Here is an 18,008-nt window from a genome sequence, read left to right as displayed (position 1 = left end):
TAGGCCCAAATCCGCGCCAAGGTGCAAGCTTTACAGTCAGCAGTGCCGGGGAAAACATGCCCGCCGTACGTCCATTGCGTAACGGCTTAGCGGATATAGCAATCCCCGCCCGCGTTGCGGATGGCGCGGCAAGTGGCATCGCCAGCCGCCCTGTTAGCGGCGATAACCTGCAGGCGATAGACCTTTGCGCCGTTCACCTCTGCCTCCACGATGCGATGGTTCAGGCCGGATACCGCGGAGTAGCGACTTCGTGCCTCAACCCATGCCTGGCTTGCGTCGGCACGGCTGGTGTATGCGCCGATCTGCACGAAAACGGAGCCAGCGGGCGGAGCCGCTTCCTTCTCGGCCTCGTCATCTTCGCCTTGTGCCACATCAATGCTGGGCCGCGCTGCATCGGGTTCGGCATCGGCAAGGCGGCCACGCTGCGCTTCGCCCTCGGCCACCTGGTATGCGGTGTCGCCGGTGCCTTCCACCTGTCGACCGCCCGGATTTTCGGGCCGTTCCTTGTACGGACCATCGGGCGCTTCCAGCACGGTGCCATCGGCAACCAGTTCGGAATTGGGCCGATCGCGCAACAGCCACCATGCGCCCACCAATATTGCGCCCAGCACCAGCAGGCCCACAATCGTGAACCAGATCAGGCGCGCGTCAAATCCGCCCTCGTCTTCGTAATCGCCATCATCTTCCAGCCAGGGGAGCGAGTCCTCTTCATCGGAAAGGGCAAGCTGCTCCTCTGCCGTGTAGGGTTCGTCATTTGCTCCCTCGGGAAGATTCATGATCTAGAGCTCCTCAACCGCCTCAACCCCAAGGATTGCGAGGCCATTACGAATAACCTGCCCTATTTGCTCTGCAAGGAAAAGCCTCGCTTCGGACAGTTCAGCCGACTGTGCCACGATGATGCGTTTTGCCGCGTCATCATTGCCCAGGTTCCAGAAAGCATGGAATGCGGCGGCCAGATCGTAAAGATAGAAAGCGATGCGGTGCGGTTCTCGCGCGCGGGCTGCGGCTTCCACCTCGCGCGGGAACTGGGCGGCCTGCTTGATCAGGGTCAGATCGTCCTCTGCCAGCAGATCGAGATTGGCATCGGAGGGTGCCAGATCTTCCGCCGCAGCCTTGCGCAGGATGGAACGGATGCGCGCATGGGCGTATTGCACGTAGAATACGGGGTTGTCCTTGCTGGCCTCGATTACCTTGGCAAAATCGAAATCCATCTGCGCTTCGGGCTTGCGGGTCAGCATGGTGAAGCGCACCACGTCCTTGCCCACTTCGTCCACCATGTCAGCAATGGTGACGAAATTGCCGGACCGCTTTGACATCTTCACAGGTTCGCCGCCGCGCAGCAGTTGCACCATCTGCACCAGCTTCACGTCAAACGGGATGGACGTGCCTTGTCCTTCGGAAAGTGCGGCAACGGCGGCCTTGATCCGCTTTACCGTGCCCGCATGATCGGCGCCCCAGATATCGATCAGCGCATCGGCTTTTTCCGCCTTCTGCATGTGATAGGCGAGATCGGCGCCGAAATAGGTCCACTTGCCGTCAGACTTCTTGATCGGGCGATCCTGATCGTCGCCGAATTTCGTAGAACGGAACAGCGGCAGCTCCACCGGCTCCCAATCCTCGATCGTCTTGCCCTTGGGCTGTTCCAGCACGCCATCGTAGACAAGATCATGCTCGCGCAGCCATGCCTCGGCAGCTTCGGGCTTTTTCGCGGCCTGCAGCGCGGCTTCGGATGAAAACAGGTCATGCTGGATGCCCAGCGTAGCGAGGTCGGACTTGATGACCTCCATCATCCGCTCCACCGCAAAGGCGCGGAACAGGGGCAGCCATTCGGCTTCCGGCTCTGACACGTAGCGATCGCCAAATTCATCGGCAGCGGCCTTGCCCACGGGCACCAGGTAATCGCCGGGATACATGCCTTCGGGGATTTCGCCGATATCCTCGCCCAGCGCTTCCCGATATCGCAGATGCACGCTGCGGGCGAGCGTATCCACCTGCCCGCCGGCATCGTTGACGTAATATTCGCGCGTTACCTTATGGCCTGCATGTTCCAGCAGACTGGCCAGCGCATCGCCCACCACCGCGCCCCGGCAATGGCCCATGTGCATGGGGCCGGTGGGATTGGCGGAGACATATTCGATATTCACCGTGGTGCCCGCGCCCATCGCGGACTTGCCGTAATCATCGCCCCTGGCGGCAATGGCGGACAGCTCCTCTATCCAGCTGTGCGGGGCAAGGCGCAGGTTGATGAAGCCCGGACCCGCAATCTCTGCGCTGGTGATGGCAGGATCGCGCTGCAGATGCTCCACGATCTGCTCAGCCAGCGCGCGCGGATTGCTTTTCGCCTGCTTCGCCAGCACCATGGCGGCATTGGTTGCAAGATCGCCGTGCGAGGGATCGCGCGGCGGCTCCACACTCACATTGGCTCGGTTCGTTTCAGGCGGCAGCGTGCCTTCCATCTCCAACGCGGAAAGGACGGCATCGAGTTTTTCCGCAAAGGCGGCGTATATCGTTTGGTTCTCGGACATGGGCGAGCCGTTAGCCTGTTTGGCCGCCCGCGCAAAGCGCCCGATTTGCCGCGTAGCCCGATTTGCCGCGTAGCCCGATTTACCGCGTAGCCCGATTTACCGAGTAGCGTTGTAAGCCAGCTGGTCCTCGGTCAACTGGAAGCCGACCAGCAGTTCGAAAGAGGCACGGGCCACTGCGGCGCGCACATCGGGTTCGGTCAAAGGATCGATGGCAGCGGACTGATCGCCAGCGCGGCGGCGGCGCGTGATACGTTCCCGGATATCTTCCGGCAGCGTGGCTTCCGCCCGGTTTACGTATGCCCCTGCCGTGCCGCTGGCCTGCGCGCGGGATTCGCCCGGCGCAAAGTTCAGCTGAACTTCGCCGATACGCTTTGCCACAACGGAGGTGCCGCCGCGCAGGACGGTGGAATAATAGGGCAGCGTTACGGTGCGCGCGCCAGACGTGTTGCTGCGCACGGCGTTCACATCGAAGGTGGCGCTGGCATAAACCTGATCGCCGCTTTCATCGCAGGTGGATCGCACATTGGTGATGGCCGCGGTTACATCAAGAGCATCCACGGTGCGCGCATCGGCCGGGGAAAACAGCGTGATATCACCGGTGTAATCGGGAACGCCCACTGCCGGGCAGACAGACCGAAGCGCGGTAATGCCGACGCCTGTATCCACCACGATATCGCCTTCGCTGCGGCAGCCACCCAGAACCGTGAGGCCGGCAACAGCGCCAAGTATTGCGATCCGAGCTTTCATTCCCATTCCTTGTATCATGCGCAGCAATTTCAGCCGCCAAATTCTGTTCGCAGGGCCCTAGCCCTTTCCCGACTAGGCGACAACAGCTAGAGGCACATGCATGAACGCCCCATTTCAGGATAGCCGCCCTTCCGGCGAGAAATTGCCGCTTAGCGTATTGATCGCCGCACCGCGCGGATTTTGCGCCGGTGTGGATCGCGCCATCGAGATCGTTGAAAAGGCGATCGAGAAGTACGGCGCGCCCGTCTATGTGCGGCACGAAATCGTGCATAACCGCTATGTGGTGGAAGGCCTGAAGGAAAAAGGCGCCATCTTCGTGGAGGAGCTGGACGAGGTGCCGGACGATATGCCGGTTGTCTTCAGCGCGCATGGCGTACCCAAATCCGTTCCGGCAGAGGCCGAACGGCGCGAGATGATCTATGTCGATGCCACCTGCCCGCTGGTATCCAAGGTGCACCGTCAGGCAGAACGCCAGATCGAAAAGGGCAAGCACATCATCTTCATCGGCCATGCCGGCCATCCCGAAGTGATCGGCACCATGGGCCAGGTGCCCGAAGGCCAGATGACGCTGGTGGAAACCGTGGATGACGTGGGCAAATTGCCGTTCGGGCAGGACGAAAAGATTTCCTTCCTGACGCAAACCACGCTTTCCGTGGATGACACCGCCGAAATCGTGAACGCGCTGAAGGTGCGCTATCCCAATATCGTGGCGCCCAAGGCGGAAGACATCTGCTATGCCACATCCAACCGGCAGGAAGCGGTGAAGGCGATGGCGCCGGGCTGCGATCTGGTGTTGGTGATCGGCGCGCCCAACTCGTCCAACTCCCTGCGGCTGGTAGAAGTGGCAGAGCGGCTGGGCACCACGTCCCACCTGATCCAGCGCGCATCGGAAATCGATCCCGCATGGCTGGATGGCATCGGCACGGTGGGCATCACCGCAGGCGCCAGCGCGCCAGAGGTGCTGGTGCGCGAAGTGGTGGCAAAGCTGGCCGAATGGCGCGATGTGCGGGAGGAGAAGATCCGCACCGCGGAGGAGAAAATGGTTTTCAAACTGCCTCGCCAGTTGACGGACTAGGCCTTTATCCATGGCGGTTTACACGCAGCTCTCGGCAGAAACCCTGGCCGAACTGATCGCGGAATATGACGTTGGTGAACTGGTCTCGGCAAAGGGGATTGCCGAGGGGGTTTCCAATTCCAACTGGCTGATCGAAACCAGCGGCAGCGCGGCCAATGGCAAGCGCTTTATCCTCACCATGTATGAACGACGCATAGAGCTGGAAGACCTGCCCTTCTTCCTCGATCTGCTGGATCACCTGGCGGCGCACGACTGCCCCGTGCCGCGCACCATCCATGATCGCTCAGGCGCGTCATCACGCATGTTGCAGGGCAAGGCCGTGGCGCTGATCGAATTTCTGCCCGGCGTTTCGGTGGATGCGCCAACCCCTGCGCAGGCGCGCAGCGTGGGCCGGGTGCTCGCCGAAATGCACGCTACGGCGATGGGCTTTTCCGGAAAGCGACAAAACAGCCTTGGCCCGGATGTATCCGCGCAAGTGCTGGCGGATTGTCCGGCGCAGGCCCTGGCAGCCATCGATCCAGCCCTTCCCGGCGTGGTGGAGATGGCGCGCGACGTGGCGCAGCGCTGGCCCGATGGCCTGCCCCGCTCCATCATCCATTCGGACCTTTTTCCCGATAACGTGTTGATGCGCGGGGATAATGTCAGCGCGCTGATTGATTTCTACTTCGCCTGCAACGATGCCATGGCCTATGATCTGGCCGTGACCCATGCCGCCTGGAGCTTCAGCAGCGATGGCCGCGATTATCGGCCCGATGTGGGACAGGCCCTTGTCGAAGGCTATGAAAGCACGCGGTTGCTGGAGGATGATGAGCGCGAGGCCATGCCGCTGCTGGCACAAGGTGCGGCCCTGCGGTTCATCTCTAGCCGCGCACAGGACTGGATCGAAACCCCGGCAGATGCGCTGGTGACAAGGAAAGACCCGATGGATTTCGTGCGCAGGCTGGAATTCTATCGCCGCGAAGGAAAGGCTGTGTTCGGCTCGTGAAACACGTCGATATCTTTACCGATGGTGCCTGCAAGGGCAATCCCGGCCCCGGTGGCTGGGGCGCGCTGCTGCGCATGGGCACGCATGAGAAGGAGCTATCCGGCTCCGATCCCGAAACCACCAACAATCGCATGGAGATGACGGCTGCGATCCGCGCGCTGAAGGCCCTGATCGAACCGTGCGAGGTTACGTTGCATACAGACAGCCGCTATGTCATCGACGGTATCACGAAGTGGGTCGAAGGCTGGAAAAAGCGCGGCTGGGTGAATGCCAGCAAGAAGCCGGTGCGCAATGAAGACCTGTGGCACGATCTGATCGAGGCGGCCGCACCGCATCAGATCCACTGGCAATGGGTAAAGGGCCACTCGGGCCATGTAGAGAACGAGCGTGTCGACCGCCTCGCCAGCGACGCGGCCGACAGCGCCCGCTAGAAATTCTCAGCTTTCGTCGACAATCTTGGCACCCGGACCATTCTTCTGAATGGATTCGATGGCATTCTTGGCGCTCGCCTTCGAGGAATATCCCTCGGTCGAGAACATGACCTCTTCATTATATTTGAAGCGCACGCGAAATTCGCCGGCCTTGTCCTTATAAATCTGGAAATGATGAGCCATGGTGTAATCTCCCTCTAGTATAAGCCGGCGGTCACCATAACAAAGATCAGTCTCTTGGCTAGGCCCGACCACCAGCGGCAAAGCGGTGCGGCGAATAAAGGGTTTGATCGAGATTCTGCGTCATCGCATCGCGCGGTTTTCCCAGCAGCAATTGCGCGCCAAACCTTGCGGCGGCGGGCGCGGTCTGGATGCCGTAGCCGCCCTGCCCGGCGAACCAGAAGAAACCCTCCACTCTGGGATCGAACCCGTACACCGGCAGGCGATCGGGGGAGAAGCTGCGCAGGCCCGCCCACTTGCGCTCCACTGCTTCTATCCGCCAGTCGACCACCAATTCGAACCGATCGATAGCCAGCGCCACGTCATACTCCTCCGGCGCGGCGTCGCAGGGTTCGCTGGGCGTTTCATCATGCGGGCTTAGCCAGATACGGCCATGATCGGGCCTGAAATAGAAATCGCCGCCGATATCCAGCGTCAACGGCAGGTCCGGCTGCGGCGCGGGGGCAACCCGCAATTGCGCAACAGTGCGGCGCAGCGGCTGAATACCAAGAGGACGCGCGCCGCACAGGCGGGCAACCCCGTCCGCCCACGCACCTGCCGCATCCACAACGATGGCGGCCTTCGCCTCTCCGGCAGAGCCGAAATTCATCCGCCACTCCGCGCCCTCGCGCGCAATATCGTGCAGACGGTGCCGCGCCAGTAAGGTAACGCCAGCCGCCTTTGCCCGCGTCAGGTAATGCTGGTGCAGGCCCGCCACATCAATATCCGCGCAGTTGGGCTGGCTCAGCGCCTGCGTCCACCCGGCGCGAACGCCCGGCAACCGAGCCTCCAGCCCGGCACGATCCAGCCGCTGGATGGTGACGTCGGACTGGGAAAATCGCTGCAGGAACGCCTCCACCTCCTCATCCTGACCTTCGCGCGCGACATACAGCCCGCCGCGCGGGTTAAGAAAACCGCCATCGCGCAGGTAATCGCCCGAAGCCAGCGTGAGGGGGACGACATCCGGCCCGCCGTAACATTCCTCCCTGAAGGCAGCGGATCTGCCGGTGGTATGGTAGCCGGGAAATTCCTCCGCCTCGAACATGGCGATCCGCAAGGCTGGGCCGCCCGCTGCGGCCAGCTCTGCTGCGATGCTGGCACCGGCCATACCGGCGCCAATCACGGCGATGTCGTAGACTTCGGTCATGTCTGCAATCAATCAACCACTCGATCAGTCAGTCAGTGAGGCGCCGCTCTAGAAAATCGTCGATCTTTGCCAGTGCCTTGTTCCGCACCGGATCGACTTCGCGCAGGATTTCGTGCCGGGCTTCATCGCCAAACACCAATGCTTCCACATCCGGCAGCCGATCAATCGCCCGCCGGATTGCCGCGGGGCTTACCAGCCGATCCGCATCGGTCGCCACCATCAATACCGGCACGTCCACACTTTCCAGTGCGCCGCGCGCGTGAATGGCGCGAATCGAATCCATCGCCCCGCGCACCCATCCCCAGCTTCCCGATCCCAGCTTCAGTTCAGGCCGCGATGTGCGCCAGAACCTCTCGTCGTCATAGCGCGTGGCATCATGGGTGAGCAGGTTTTGCCGCAGGCTGTTCATGGCAATCGGCTTCTCACCCTTGCCCCAGGCGGGGCGGCGCGGATCACCCATGCGCGCCATCAGATGCGCAAGCCCGCGCCGGAAAAACAGCGGAACATGCTCTGGAAAAACGTCCAGCATGGGCGCCGTCAGCACCATGGCATCAGGCTGCGGCATCAGCACCTTCTCTATCGCCGCGCGCAGCACCAGGTGCCCGCCCATGGAATGGCCCATCAGCACCAGCGGCCCCTCGCGCGCTTCGGCGAAAGCACTCCACACTTGCGCTAAATCGCTGACCCACAGGAGGAAATCATCGATGTGGCCGGTGGCATCATCATTGCCCAGGCGGCCCGATCCGCCCTGCCCGCGCCAGTCTGCAGCGCTGATTTTCCAGCCCTTCAGGCGCCAGTGTTCAAAGCTTTCCAGGTATTTTTCATAGGCATCGCCGCGCCCTGCCATGAAGAGGATCGAACCGCGCGGCGGCACATCGGCAGGAGGATCGCCCCAGTCGATTATGCGGATCTCGTGCCCGTCCTCGGCGATCCACTTACGTTCGGTTGCGCTTGCGGGAATTGCCCTGCGATCAAAATCCGCAGGAACCTGAGTGATAGCGTGGCTAATTCCAACCTCCTGCCTTTGGTTACTTTTTGGTAAGCCATGCACGCTAGCACAAGGGTCAAGGGACACTTGGGGGCCTTAATGCTAGACGATCCGATCACGTACGGTTTGCTTGCCGCCTTGGCAATTGCGCTGCTGGTAGCGGCCTATACCGATATCAAGAGCCGCCGCATCGCCAACTGGCTGAACCTGGCAATCGCGCTGGGTGCGCCGGTGTTCTGGATCGCCCGCGGTTACGCATTCTGGCCCGACATCACCATACAGCTTGGCCTTGCCATCGGCGTTTTCGCGCTGGGCAGCGTGCTGTTCGCGCTGAAACAGATGGGCGGCGGCGATGTGAAACTGCTGACCGCGCTGGCGCTGTGGATGCAGCCGCTCGTGCTTGTGAAATTCATTGTGATGATGGCCCTCATCGGGGGCGTGCTGACGCTGTTCATCGGAGCCCGCAACGTGATGGGCCGCCGCAAGAAAAAGCCTTGGGCCGTGCCCTATGGCGTCGCCATTTCCGCTGCTGGCCTGTGGGTCATCGGCACCATCTTTCTGCCCGCTTCCGCCATCGCGGCAGCGGCGCAGTGAACCTGATTTTAACCAATCGCGCCGTATTCGGCAAAAAGCATTTTGCAAGGACCATCTGAGGGGGCTTGACGCACCATGGACAAGAAGAAACTTATTCTGCTGGTAGGGGCGCTGATCGTTGCGATCGGTACGGCTCTCCTTGCTCGCAGCATGTTCGCCGGTGCCGCGGCACCCGAAGCTTCGGCAGCTGTCGAAGTTGAACCTACCGGCCCCAAGGTGCTTGTCGCCAAGCGTGGCCTGCCCGTCGGCACCATCGTGACTGCCGATGCCGTTGGCTACCAGCTGTGGCCGAAGGAACTGGTGCAGGATGCCTACTTCATCGACGGTGAAGCCGATATGGAGGCCTTGCTGGGCACTGTTGTTCGCAATCCGATGACGGCTGGCGAACCGGTAACCCAGGGCTCGCTCGTCGCGCCGGGTGATCGCGGCTTCCTTGCTGCGGCGCTTGGCCCAGGCATGCGTGCCGTGACGGTGCCCGTTTCCGCCCGCACCGGTGTGGCCGGCTTCGTGTTCCCGGGTGACCGTGTGGACATGGTGCTGACGCAGACCGTGAACGGCGGCGAAGGTGAAGCCCTGCGCACGTCCGAAACGATCCTTACGAACCTGCGCGTGCTTGCCACCGACCAGTCGACCGAAACCACCACCACCGAAGAGGGCCGCACCGTGGTCCGCGCCTTCCGTACGGTGACGATGGAAGTAACGCCGCGCATCGCCGAGAAGATCGCCGTTGCCCAGACCATCGGCACGCTGAGCCTGTCGCTCCGCTCCATCGCCGATAACCAGTCCGAGCTTGAGCGTGCGATTGCATCGGGTGAAGTCGAACTGCCGAACGATGCATCTCCTGAAGAGGAAGAGCGTCTGCTGCGGGTCGCCATGTCTCGCCCCGGCGAAGGTGCCACCACCTTCCAGACCGGTGGTGACGTGTCCCGCTTCCAGCGTCGCACCGTTCCGCCCCGTGACAGCGGTAACGATAATCGCCAGCCGGCTGTTGCTGCCGCGCCGATGACGCCGGGTGTATCTGCCAACGCTGCACCCACCGGCCCCACCGTTCGCGTTACCCGCGGCAAGTCCACCGTCGTCACTCCCGTCGGTCGCGGCGCGGGTGCCCTTCTTGACCGCCAGGCCGGCGCGATGGGCGAAGGTGCCCAAATCGGTTCGGTCGGCATGTCGACCCTGCGGTGAAGGCCATGATCATGAACACTTTCAAATCCACGATTTCCACTGGAAACGCTCCGAAAGGCAAGACGATGAAAAGCCGCCTTTTAAAGACAATGCTCAGCGCCGCATGCGCAATTGCACCGCTGGCCGTTGCAGTGCCCGCTGGCACGGCTTCCGCCCAGACTTCCGTCAGGGCCGCACAGGACATCGTATTGTCCATCGGCCGCGGTGAGCTGATTACCCTTCCGGGCAACATGGCAGACATCTTCGTATCGAACGATCAGGTTGCCGATGTGCAGGTAAAATCGCAGCGCCAGCTGTATGTCTTCGGCCTGTCCGGCGGCGAAACCACGATCTACGCCAGCAATGCTGCCGGTGATATCATCTGGTCCGCCAATATCCGCGTCGGTTCGAACCTGGACAGCGTTGATCAGATGCTGGGCCTGGCCATGCCGGAAGCAGACGTGCGGGTTGCCACCATGGGCACCAATACCGTGCTGCTGACAGGCACGGTTGCCGCTCCTGAAGATGCTGCGGAGGCTGAACGCCTGGTGCAGGCCTTCGTTGGCGCAGATGCGAACGTGATTTCCCGCCTTCGTATGGCCACCCCGCTGCAGGTCAATCTGCGGGTACGCTTTGCCGAGGTCAGCCGTTCGCTGGTTCGCAATATCGGCGCCAACCTGACGACGATTGACGGGACCGGCGGCTTCCAGTTCGGTATCGGACGTGGTCGCACGGTTACAGATCAGTTCAATGCCCTTGGCGGTCCACTCGGCATCGGCAACGAAGTTGCAGGTTGTATTCCTCCAATTCTGGCCAACGGCCAATGCAGCGGCACTGTCCCCGGCACCAGCATCACGCCGGTCCAGGGCCAGACGACGCTGGGCGCTATTGGTGAACTGTTCGGCCTGGATATCGCAGGCGCGCTGGATCTTGGTGAGCAGCGCGGCCTGGTGACAACCCTGTCGCAGCCAAACCTTACTGCCCTTTCCGGCGAAACCGCTGAATTCCTGGCGGGCGGTGAATTCCCCATCCCGCTGTCGCAGGGCCTGGGCACCACCACCGTTGAATACAAGAAATTCGGTGTCAGCCTTTCTTACACGCCGACCGTGCTGGCCAATGGCCGGATTTCGATCCGCGTTCGCCCGGAGGTTTCCGAGCTTTCCAGCCAGGGTGCCGTGACGCTTAACGGTTTCCAGATCCCCGCCCTCACCATCCGCCGTGCGGAAACCTCGGTAGAGCTGGGCTCGGGCGAGAGCTTCATGATTGCTGGCCTCATGTCCAGCAACGCCCAGAACACGATCGACCAGGCGCCGGGTGTGGGTGACATCCCGATCCTTGGCAACCTGTTCCGCTCCACCGACTTCCGTCGCGGCGAAACAGAGCTGGTGATCGTTGTGACGCCATATCTGGTCGAACCGGTCAGTGATCGTGAGATCCGCCTGCCGACCGATGGCTTCGCTGTCCCCAACGCCGCTTCTCAGTTCCTGTTCGGACAGGAAACCGATGGCACCAGCGGTGGCCAGCGGCCCATGCCGCGCGCTGCAAACCCTGCACCTGCCGGCCCCGATGTCAGCCTGACGGACCAGAACGGTGCAGCGCTTGCCAGTGGCCAGCGTCCTGATGGCGCCGCCACCCAGACCGCCGCGGCCGCAACGCCCGGCTTCAGCATCGCAAACGGAGAGTGATCGCCATGAACATTAGCTTGAAACGCGCTGCCAGCTCGGCCCTGGCGCTCTCGCTCGGTCTCGGCCTTGCCGCCTGTGGCGGGATGGACGTGAACAACAACTACTCGCTCAACAGCGTTAACCAGCCGGTTGTAGAGCGCAGCAACTACGTGCTCGACCTGCGCACCGGCGTAACCGGGCTCGACGCGACCGAACAGGCCCGCCTTGGCGACTGGTTCGATACGCTGGACCTGGGATATGGTGATCGCGTTGCGATCGACACGCCCGTCGACAGCGCCGCCGTTCGAGAAGATATCGCCGCAGTTGCAGGCCGCTACGGCATCCTGCTGGCCGATAGCGCACCTGTGACGCAGGGCTATGTCGATCCCGGCAATGTCCGCGTGGTGGTCACCCGTTCCACCGCATACGTACCCAATTGCAACGACTGGTCCGACAAGTTCGGTTTCCAGCAGGGCAACCACGCCTCCGACGGTTACGGCTGTTCGGTGAATGGCAACCTTGCCGCAATGGTGGCCGATCCTGAACACCTTCTGGAAGGTGCCAAGGGAACGGGTGAGACTGTCATCATGACATCCAACCGCGCCATCGAATCCTTCCGCAGCCAGGAGCCAACCGGCGCCGGCGGTCTTCCTGCAGTCGCCTCCAACGAAGGGAGCTAATCGATGAATTCGCCTTTCAAAACCGGTTCGATGGGCAATCGAGAGCCCTTCTCCGCCTTCATCTGCGACGAGAGCGCGCTCGACGTGCTGCGTCCGGTGGTTATCGAAATGGGCTGGCAGCCTGAAAAGTGCAACAAGGGTGGCCTGCGTAACGCCATTCAGTCGCTTTCCATCGCTGCAAGCCCGGCAATCCTGATGGTCGATCTGTCCGAAAGCGGCGACCCGCTGAACGATATCAACGCGCTGGCCGAGGTTTGCGAACCCGGCACCGTGGTGATCGCGGTGGGCCAGGTGAACGATGTTCGCCTCTATCGCGATCTGGTGGCCAGCGGCATTCATGATTACCTGCTGAAACCGCTTTCCGCAGGTCAGCTGCGCGATGCGCTGACGCAGGCGCAGGCCGTGTTCTCCACCCCCCGCAATGCAGAGGGTGAAGGCGAGCGTGAACACATCGCCACGGCGGTTGTGGGAACGCGCGGCGGCGTGGGTGCATCCACGCTGGCGACGTCGCTGGCATGGCTGTTCTCCACCGAACACCAGGCCTCCACCGCTCTGCTGGATCTGGATGTCCACTTCGGCACCGGTGCCCTGGCACTGGATCTGGAGCCGGGCCGCGGCCTGACCGACGCGATCGACAACCCCAGCCGTATCGACGGCCTGTTCATCGAACGCGCCATGATCCGCGCCAACGATAACCTCGCCATCATGTCGGCAGAGGCACCGATCAACGCGCCGATGATGACGGATGGAACCGCCTTCCTGCAACTGGAAGAAGAGTTCCGCCAGGCATTCGACATGACCGTGGTGGATATGCCGCGCAACATGCTGATCAACTTCCCGCACCTGCTGACGGATGTAAACGTGGTGACGCTTGTCACCGAGCTTACCCTGGCATCGGCGCGCGATACGATCCGCATCCTGTCCTGGCTGAAGACCAATGCGCCCAACTGTCACCCGCTGATCGTCTGCAACAAGATGCAGCCGGGCACCGCGGAGATCAGCAAGGCCGATTTCGAAGCCTCCATTGAACGTAAGATCAACTTCCAGATCTCGTTCGACCAGAAGGCAGCGGCCAATGCCGCCAAGCTGGGCCAGACCTTTATCGAAGCCAACAAGAGCTCGAAAACCGTCGGCCCCATCCGCGAGATCGCCAAGATGATTGCCGGCGTTGCCGAAGATGACGGCGCAAGCATCGAAGAAGCCGGCCAGAAAGGCTCCATGCTGGGCAAGTTCGATCTGAAGTCTCTCCTCGGCTCCTCGTCGAAGAAGGCAAAGGCTGACGCCGAACCTGCCGAATAAACCGTAATCTGCGGGCGGGACCCGATCCCGCCCGCATTCAAGCCCGCAACTGAAACAAGTTTGAAAGAAGGTTTTCCATGAGCATCATCCAGCTTCTGCTATTAGCCGGTGGCCTCATGGGCCTGATGATCCTGGGCTACACGGCAATGTCGGGCACATCGCCCGCAAAGGAAGGGCAGCGCCGCTTGCAGGCCGTGCGCTTCCGCCATTCGCAAAGCACCACGGACAAGGTCGAAAGCCAGCTTAAGAAGGCCATCGCTTCCCGCAAGCCAAAGCAGTTCTCGCGCGCAGGCGCCAACTCCCGGTTGCAGGCGCTGGAATTGCGGCTGAACCGCACCGGCATGGACTGGACGCTGACGCAGTACCTCTACGTCTCGCTTGGCCTGGCCCTGTTGGTAACGGCCCTGCTTTACCTCAACACCGGCGCTGCGATGCTGTCACTTGGCGTTGGCATCTTGTTTGGGGCGGGTTTGCCACACATGGTGGTGAACAGCTTCATCAAGCGGCGCACTAACAAGTTTACCGCAAAATTCCCCGACGGGATCGAGCTGCTCGTGCGCGGCCTGCGCTCCGGCCTTCCGGTAACGGAAACCCTCGGCGTGGTTGCCAGCGAAATCCCCGGCCCTGTCGGCTCGGAATTCCGCGCGGTGACAGAGCGTATCCGGATCGGGCGCACCATGGAGGAATCGCTCCAAGAAACGGCTGACAAGCTGAACACGCCGGAATTCCAGTTTTTCGTCATCACGCTCGCCATTCAACGGGAAACCGGCGGTAACCTGGCCGAAACGCTGTCCAACCTCGCAGACGTGCTGCGCAAGCGTTCGCAGATGAAGCTGAAGATCAAGGCAATGAGCTCTGAATCCAAGGCATCTGCCTATATTGTTGGCGCCCTGCCCTTCATCGTGTTTGGCCTGATCTACTGGATCAATCCCAATTATCTGGGTGGTTTCTTCACCGATGACCGCCTGATCGTGACCGGCCTTGGCGGCATGGTGTGGATGAGCATCGGCGCCTTTATCATGGCCAAGATGGTCAGCTTCGAAATCTGATCGCGGAGGAAACGGAAAAACCATGTTGATGATCGCCCCCGCATCCAGTCCCACGCTGCTTGGCGTCGATGTTATCCTTGTCGGCACGATCCTGGCAGGCATCGCAGCCCTTGCTATGGTGTTTGCAATCTATGCCGCGGTTACGGTGAAAGACCCGATGGCCAAGCGCGTGAAGGCGCTGAACGACAGGCGTGCCGAGCTTAAATCCGGCATGCTGACGCAGACGTCCAAGAAACGTCAGAGCCTAACGCGCCGTAGCGATACGACCGACAAGATGAAGGACACCCTGCAGGGCATGAAGGTGCTGCAGGAAAGCCAGGTCAAGATGATCCAGCAGAAACTGGCACAGGCCGGTTTCCGCAACAAGGAATGGGCGATCATCATCATTTTCGCCCGCATGGTGTTGCCGGTGGTGCTGGGCCTGCTGGGTATCGTCATCTTCTACTGGACGGACACCTTCCCCGAATGGGGCAGCATGAAGCGCTTCTTCGCCTTCGCGGCGCTGGTGGTGCTGGGCTACAAGGGGCCGGAAATCTATCTCGCCAACGTCACAAAAAAGCGCACGCTGGCCATCCAGAAGGGCCTTCCCGACGCGCTGGACCTGTTGGTGATCTGTGCCGAGGCCGGTTTGACCGTGGACGCTGCCTTCAACCGCGTTGCCCGCGAACTGGGCCGCGCCTATCCGGAACTGGGTGACGAATTTGCCCTGACCGCCATCGAACTCTCGTTCCTGACCGAGAGGCGCCAGGCCTTCGAAAACCTCGCCTATCGCGTTAACCTGGAAGCCGTGCGCGGCGTGGTGACGACGATGGTGCAGACCGAACGCTATGGTACGCCGCTGGCATCGGCCCTGCGCGTGCTATCCGCAGAATTCCGTAACGAGCGCATGATGCGCGCCGAGGAAAAGGCCGCACGTCTGCCAGCCATCATGACGGTGCCGCTGATCCTGTTCATCCTGCCGGTGCTGTTCATCGTGATCCTTGGCCCCGCAGCCTGCTCGATCTCCGACGCGTTCTCCTGATCGAGGGCATACCGAAACGAAAAGGGCCCCGCCGGAACATACCGGCGGGGCCCTTTTTCTTTGGCGTACCCGGCAACCTCAGCTGATGCCGAAGCTTCCTTCCAGATCAACCGCGTCCAGATCCTCCGCCTGCTTTCGCGCTCGGCTGAGCAGGGTTCGGAACAGTTCGAGTTCCTCTTCGGAAAAGCCGGTGAACATCATGCGTTCGATCTCGCGTGCGCGGGGCATGATTTCGGAATGCATGACCCGGCCGTCATCCGTCAGATCCAGCAGGTGCGATCGGCCATCCGCCTCATTCGGGGTTCTGGCAGCGAGATTACGTTCTTCCAGGCCTTTGCACGCGCGGTTCACCGCCACCTTGTCCATCAAGGTGCGCTTCGTCAGATCGCGCTGCGTCAGTGCACCAACATCGCCCAGCACCGCCATAACGCGCCATTCCGGAATGCTGAGACCCCAGCGCTGACGATATTCCACGGCAATGCGGCCGCTGACCGCGTTGGATGCGAGCGAAAGTTGATAAGGAAGAAACTGTGATAATGATGTTGTCGGTTGCATAAGCAACGACCCTGCGCAACTTTGTTCAAGTTTGCAAGTTTCGAGCGTCACTCTTTAGTGGTAGGAAATATTTCTATCATCCGCCCGGCAACGGCATCCAGGCGAGTACGTGCAGATACGGGCCATTGGTCACGCGGGGTGATGATTGCCGAATCCAGTATGGTGTCGATCGGACTGGCGCTGCGCGTCTTGGGCAGGACCTGCGCCAACTTGCTCAACATCGCCTTGGCCGTATCGGCATTGCCCTTCATCACCCGCAGGATATCGGTCACATCCACGTCGTCCTGCGCATCGCGCCAGCAATCGTAATCGGTGACCATGCCAATCAGGGCATAGGGCAGCTCGGCCTCTCTCGCCAGGCGCGCTTCGGGCATCGCCGTCATGCCGACGACATCTGCACCCCAGGCGCGATACATGTGGCTTTCCGCGCGGGTGGAGAACTGCGGCCCCTCTATCGCCACATATGTTCCGCCCTTGTGGATCTTCGCGCCAGCCTTCGCCGCCGCCTTTGCCACATGGCCGGAAAGGCGCGGACAGACAGGATCGGCCAGCGGCACATGCGCAACGATCCCGTTCCCGAAAAAACTGCGCTCCCTGCCGGTGGTGCGATCGATCAGCTGGTCCACGGCAACAAAGGTGCCGGGCGCCAGCTCTTCCTGCAGACTGCCGATGGCAGAAATGGCCAGCAGGTCGGTTACCCCGGCGCGCTTCAGAACATCCACATTGGCACGGTAATTCACGTGGGAAGGTGACAGCGCGTGCCCTTCCCCATGCCGTGCTATGAAGGTGAAGCGGACCGGCCCGATGCGGCCCGTGGTGATTGGACCGGATGGTTCGCCGAACGCGCTTTTGACGGCGATTTCCTGCGCGTCTTCAAGCGCGCCGGGTTCATACAATCCCGATCCGCCGATTACGCCGATATGCCAACCGCTCATTTGTCTCGCTCTCCGCAGATGCCGCCGTTTCGCCGCTTACTTTGGCGGCATGCGAATGGCGCCATCAAGGCGCACGGTTTCCGCGTTCATATATTCCGCTTCCACCATGAAGCAGGCGAGATCGGCATATTCCTCCGGCTGGCCCAAGCGCTTTGGAAATGGCACCGATGCGGCAAGCGATTGCTGCGCCTTTTCCGGAAGGCCGGCCATCATCGGCGTCATGAAGATGCCCGGCAGAATGGTGTTTACGCGGATGCCCTCGTTCATCAGATCACGCGCCACCGGCAGGGTCATCCCCTTCACACCGGCCTTGGACGCGGCATAGGCGACCTGACCGATCTGCCCGTCTTCGGCAGCAACCGATGCGGTTGAGATCATCACGCCGCGTTCGCCATGATCACCAATCGGATCCAGCGTCATCATACCGGCGGCAGATTTTGCCATGCAGCCAAATGTGCCCAGCAGGTTAACCTTCAGGGTCTTTTCAAACAGGGCGAAGTCCAGGTGGCTGATATCGCCTGTCTCACGATCGCGGCGGGTGAGCTTGCCGATGGTGCCGATGCCCGCGCAGTTGACCAGCACGCGTTCCTGCCCATGCGCCTCTCGCGCCTTGGCAAAACCTGCGGCGATGGATTCCTCGCTGGAGACATCCACCTTGCAGAAGATACCGCCGATCTCGGCAGCCACGCTTTCGCCGCGCTCTTCGTTCAGATCGAACAGGGCCACCTTTGCACCGCGGCCCGCCATTGCCCGCGCCGTGGCTTCCCCAAGGCCGGAGGCCCCGCCGGTGATGACTGCGCAAATACTCGAATCGATCTTCATGGCTTCACCCGATTGCTGTTGTTGTAACGGTCCTACGTTGCGAGGCGACAGGGTCAAGGTGACAGGGTCTGGGCGACAGGGTTAATCCCCTCAAAGCAAAGCGGCCCCGCA

General features: G+C 61.5%; 19 protein-coding genes. 10 read left to right on the top strand and 9 right to left on the bottom strand.

The genetic code is table 11. The features are described from left to right. Nucleotides 1-86: 86 nt before the first annotated feature. The 3 genes from GRF63_RS05445 to GRF63_RS05435 form a co-directional block, all read right to left on the bottom strand. Nucleotides 87-776, bottom strand: a complete 690-nt coding sequence (locus tag GRF63_RS05445) for an SPOR domain-containing protein (protein WP_160484922.1) — start codon at nt 774-776, stop codon at nt 87-89. A 3-nt stretch (nt 777-779) separates the two neighbouring features. Further along, nucleotides 780-2,525, bottom strand: a complete 1,746-nt coding sequence (gene argS / locus GRF63_RS05440; protein WP_160484921.1) for an arginine--tRNA ligase — start codon at nt 2,523-2,525, stop codon at nt 780-782. Nucleotides 2,526-2,621: 96 nt separating this feature from the next. Next, on the bottom strand, nt 2,622-3,272 hold the full coding sequence (locus tag GRF63_RS05435) for a hypothetical protein (protein WP_237392296.1): 651 nt from the start codon (nt 3,270-3,272) through the stop codon (nt 2,622-2,624). A 100-nt stretch (nt 3,273-3,372) separates the two neighbouring features. On the opposite strand from GRF63_RS05435, the gene ispH reads away from it, so the two are divergent. The 3 genes from ispH to rnhA are packed head-to-tail and all read left to right on the top strand — an operon-like array spanning nt 3,373 to nt 5,763. Next, the gene (ispH, locus tag GRF63_RS05430; protein WP_160484919.1) at nt 3,373-4,347 is read left to right on the top strand and encodes a 4-hydroxy-3-methylbut-2-enyl diphosphate reductase; all 975 of its coding nucleotides are present in this window, start codon (nt 3,373-3,375) and stop codon (nt 4,345-4,347) included. Nucleotides 4,348-4,357: 10 nt separating this feature from the next. Beyond that, a complete protein-coding gene (gene thrB / locus GRF63_RS05425; protein WP_160484918.1) occupies nt 4,358-5,332 on the top strand; it encodes a homoserine kinase in 975 nt (324 codons plus the stop codon). Continuing rightward, nucleotides 5,329-5,763, top strand: a complete 435-nt coding sequence (rnhA, locus tag GRF63_RS05420) for a ribonuclease HI (protein ID WP_160484917.1) — start codon at nt 5,329-5,331, stop codon at nt 5,761-5,763. The genes thrB and rnhA overlap by 4 nt, the downstream gene beginning before the upstream one ends. 6 nt (nt 5,764-5,769) lie before the next feature. On the opposite strand, the gene GRF63_RS05415 is transcribed toward rnhA, so the two are convergent. Genes GRF63_RS05415 through GRF63_RS05405 form a run of 3 tightly spaced genes read right to left on the bottom strand, consistent with a single transcriptional unit; the run spans nt 5,770 to nt 8,180 of the window. Continuing rightward, nucleotides 5,770-5,946, bottom strand: coding sequence for a YegP family protein (locus GRF63_RS05415; protein WP_160484916.1), 177 nt, complete (start codon nt 5,944-5,946; stop codon nt 5,770-5,772). A gap of 58 nt (nt 5,947-6,004) precedes the next feature. Beyond that, nucleotides 6,005-7,129, bottom strand: a complete 1,125-nt coding sequence (locus tag GRF63_RS05410; protein ID WP_160484915.1) for an NAD(P)/FAD-dependent oxidoreductase — start codon at nt 7,127-7,129, stop codon at nt 6,005-6,007. Nucleotides 7,130-7,157: 28 nt separating this feature from the next. Continuing rightward, on the bottom strand, nt 7,158-8,180 hold the full coding sequence (locus GRF63_RS05405) for an alpha/beta hydrolase (RefSeq protein WP_337189617.1): 1,023 nt from the start codon (nt 8,178-8,180) through the stop codon (nt 7,158-7,160). Nucleotides 8,181-8,216: 36 nt separating this feature from the next. Here GRF63_RS05405 and GRF63_RS05400 point away from each other — a divergent pair, with 36 nt between their 5' ends. The 7 genes from GRF63_RS05400 (at nt 8,217) to GRF63_RS05370 (ending at nt 15,585) form a co-directional block, all read left to right on the top strand. Next, entirely contained in the window at nt 8,217-8,711 is a 495-nt protein-coding gene (locus GRF63_RS05400) for an A24 family peptidase (protein ID WP_160484914.1), read from the top strand. Between the two features lie 75 nt (nt 8,712-8,786). Then, nucleotides 8,787-9,893: a Flp pilus assembly protein CpaB gene (gene cpaB / locus GRF63_RS05395; protein ID WP_160484913.1), complete on the top strand. Its 1,107-nt coding sequence runs from the start codon at nt 8,787-8,789 to the stop codon at nt 9,891-9,893. 11 nt (nt 9,894-9,904) lie between these two features. Continuing rightward, on the top strand, nt 9,905-11,557 hold the full coding sequence (locus GRF63_RS05390) for a type II and III secretion system protein family protein (protein ID WP_237392294.1): 1,653 nt from the start codon (nt 9,905-9,907) through the stop codon (nt 11,555-11,557). Between the two features lie 5 nt (nt 11,558-11,562). After that, the gene (locus tag GRF63_RS05385; RefSeq protein ID WP_160484912.1) at nt 11,563-12,216 is read left to right on the top strand and encodes a CpaD family pilus assembly protein; all 654 of its coding nucleotides are present in this window, start codon (nt 11,563-11,565) and stop codon (nt 12,214-12,216) included. A 3-nt stretch (nt 12,217-12,219) separates the two neighbouring features. After that, nucleotides 12,220-13,515, top strand: coding sequence for a pilus assembly protein CpaE (locus tag GRF63_RS05380; RefSeq protein WP_160484911.1), 1,296 nt, complete (start codon nt 12,220-12,222; stop codon nt 13,513-13,515). 77 nt (nt 13,516-13,592) lie between these two features. Next, nucleotides 13,593-14,564 carry a type II secretion system F family protein gene (locus tag GRF63_RS05375; RefSeq protein WP_160484910.1) on the top strand — a complete coding sequence of 324 codons (972 nt, stop codon included), beginning with the start codon at nt 13,593-13,595 and terminating at the stop codon, nt 14,562-14,564. A gap of 28 nt (nt 14,565-14,592) precedes the next feature. Beyond that, entirely contained in the window at nt 14,593-15,585 is a 993-nt protein-coding gene (locus GRF63_RS05370) for a type II secretion system F family protein (protein ID WP_160485403.1), read from the top strand. A 78-nt stretch (nt 15,586-15,663) separates the two neighbouring features. Here the strand turns inward: GRF63_RS05370 and GRF63_RS05365 are convergent, their stop codons facing one another. The 3 genes from GRF63_RS05365 to GRF63_RS05355 are packed head-to-tail and all read right to left on the bottom strand — an operon-like array spanning nt 15,664 to nt 17,897. Then, nucleotides 15,664-16,191: a MarR family winged helix-turn-helix transcriptional regulator gene (locus GRF63_RS05365; protein WP_337189616.1), complete on the bottom strand. Its 528-nt coding sequence runs from the start codon at nt 16,189-16,191 to the stop codon at nt 15,664-15,666. Beyond that, nucleotides 16,188-17,075 carry an S-methyl-5'-thioadenosine phosphorylase gene (gene mtnP / locus GRF63_RS05360; protein ID WP_160484909.1) on the bottom strand — a complete coding sequence of 296 codons (888 nt, stop codon included), beginning with the start codon at nt 17,073-17,075 and terminating at the stop codon, nt 16,188-16,190. Before mtnP ends, GRF63_RS05365 begins: the two co-directional genes overlap by 4 nt. A 36-nt stretch (nt 17,076-17,111) precedes the next feature. Further along, the gene (locus GRF63_RS05355; RefSeq protein WP_160484908.1) at nt 17,112-17,897 is read right to left on the bottom strand and encodes an SDR family NAD(P)-dependent oxidoreductase; all 786 of its coding nucleotides are present in this window, start codon (nt 17,895-17,897) and stop codon (nt 17,112-17,114) included. Nucleotides 17,898-18,008: the final 111 nt, after the last annotated feature.

The sequence above is a fragment of the Aurantiacibacter rhizosphaerae genome, assembly GCF_009807005.1.
GTDB classification, from domain to species: Bacteria; Pseudomonadota; Alphaproteobacteria; order Sphingomonadales; family Sphingomonadaceae; genus Alteraurantiacibacter; species Alteraurantiacibacter rhizosphaerae.
Note: the sequence above shows the minus strand (reverse complement) of the source record. Positions and strands in the feature narration are given on the sequence as shown.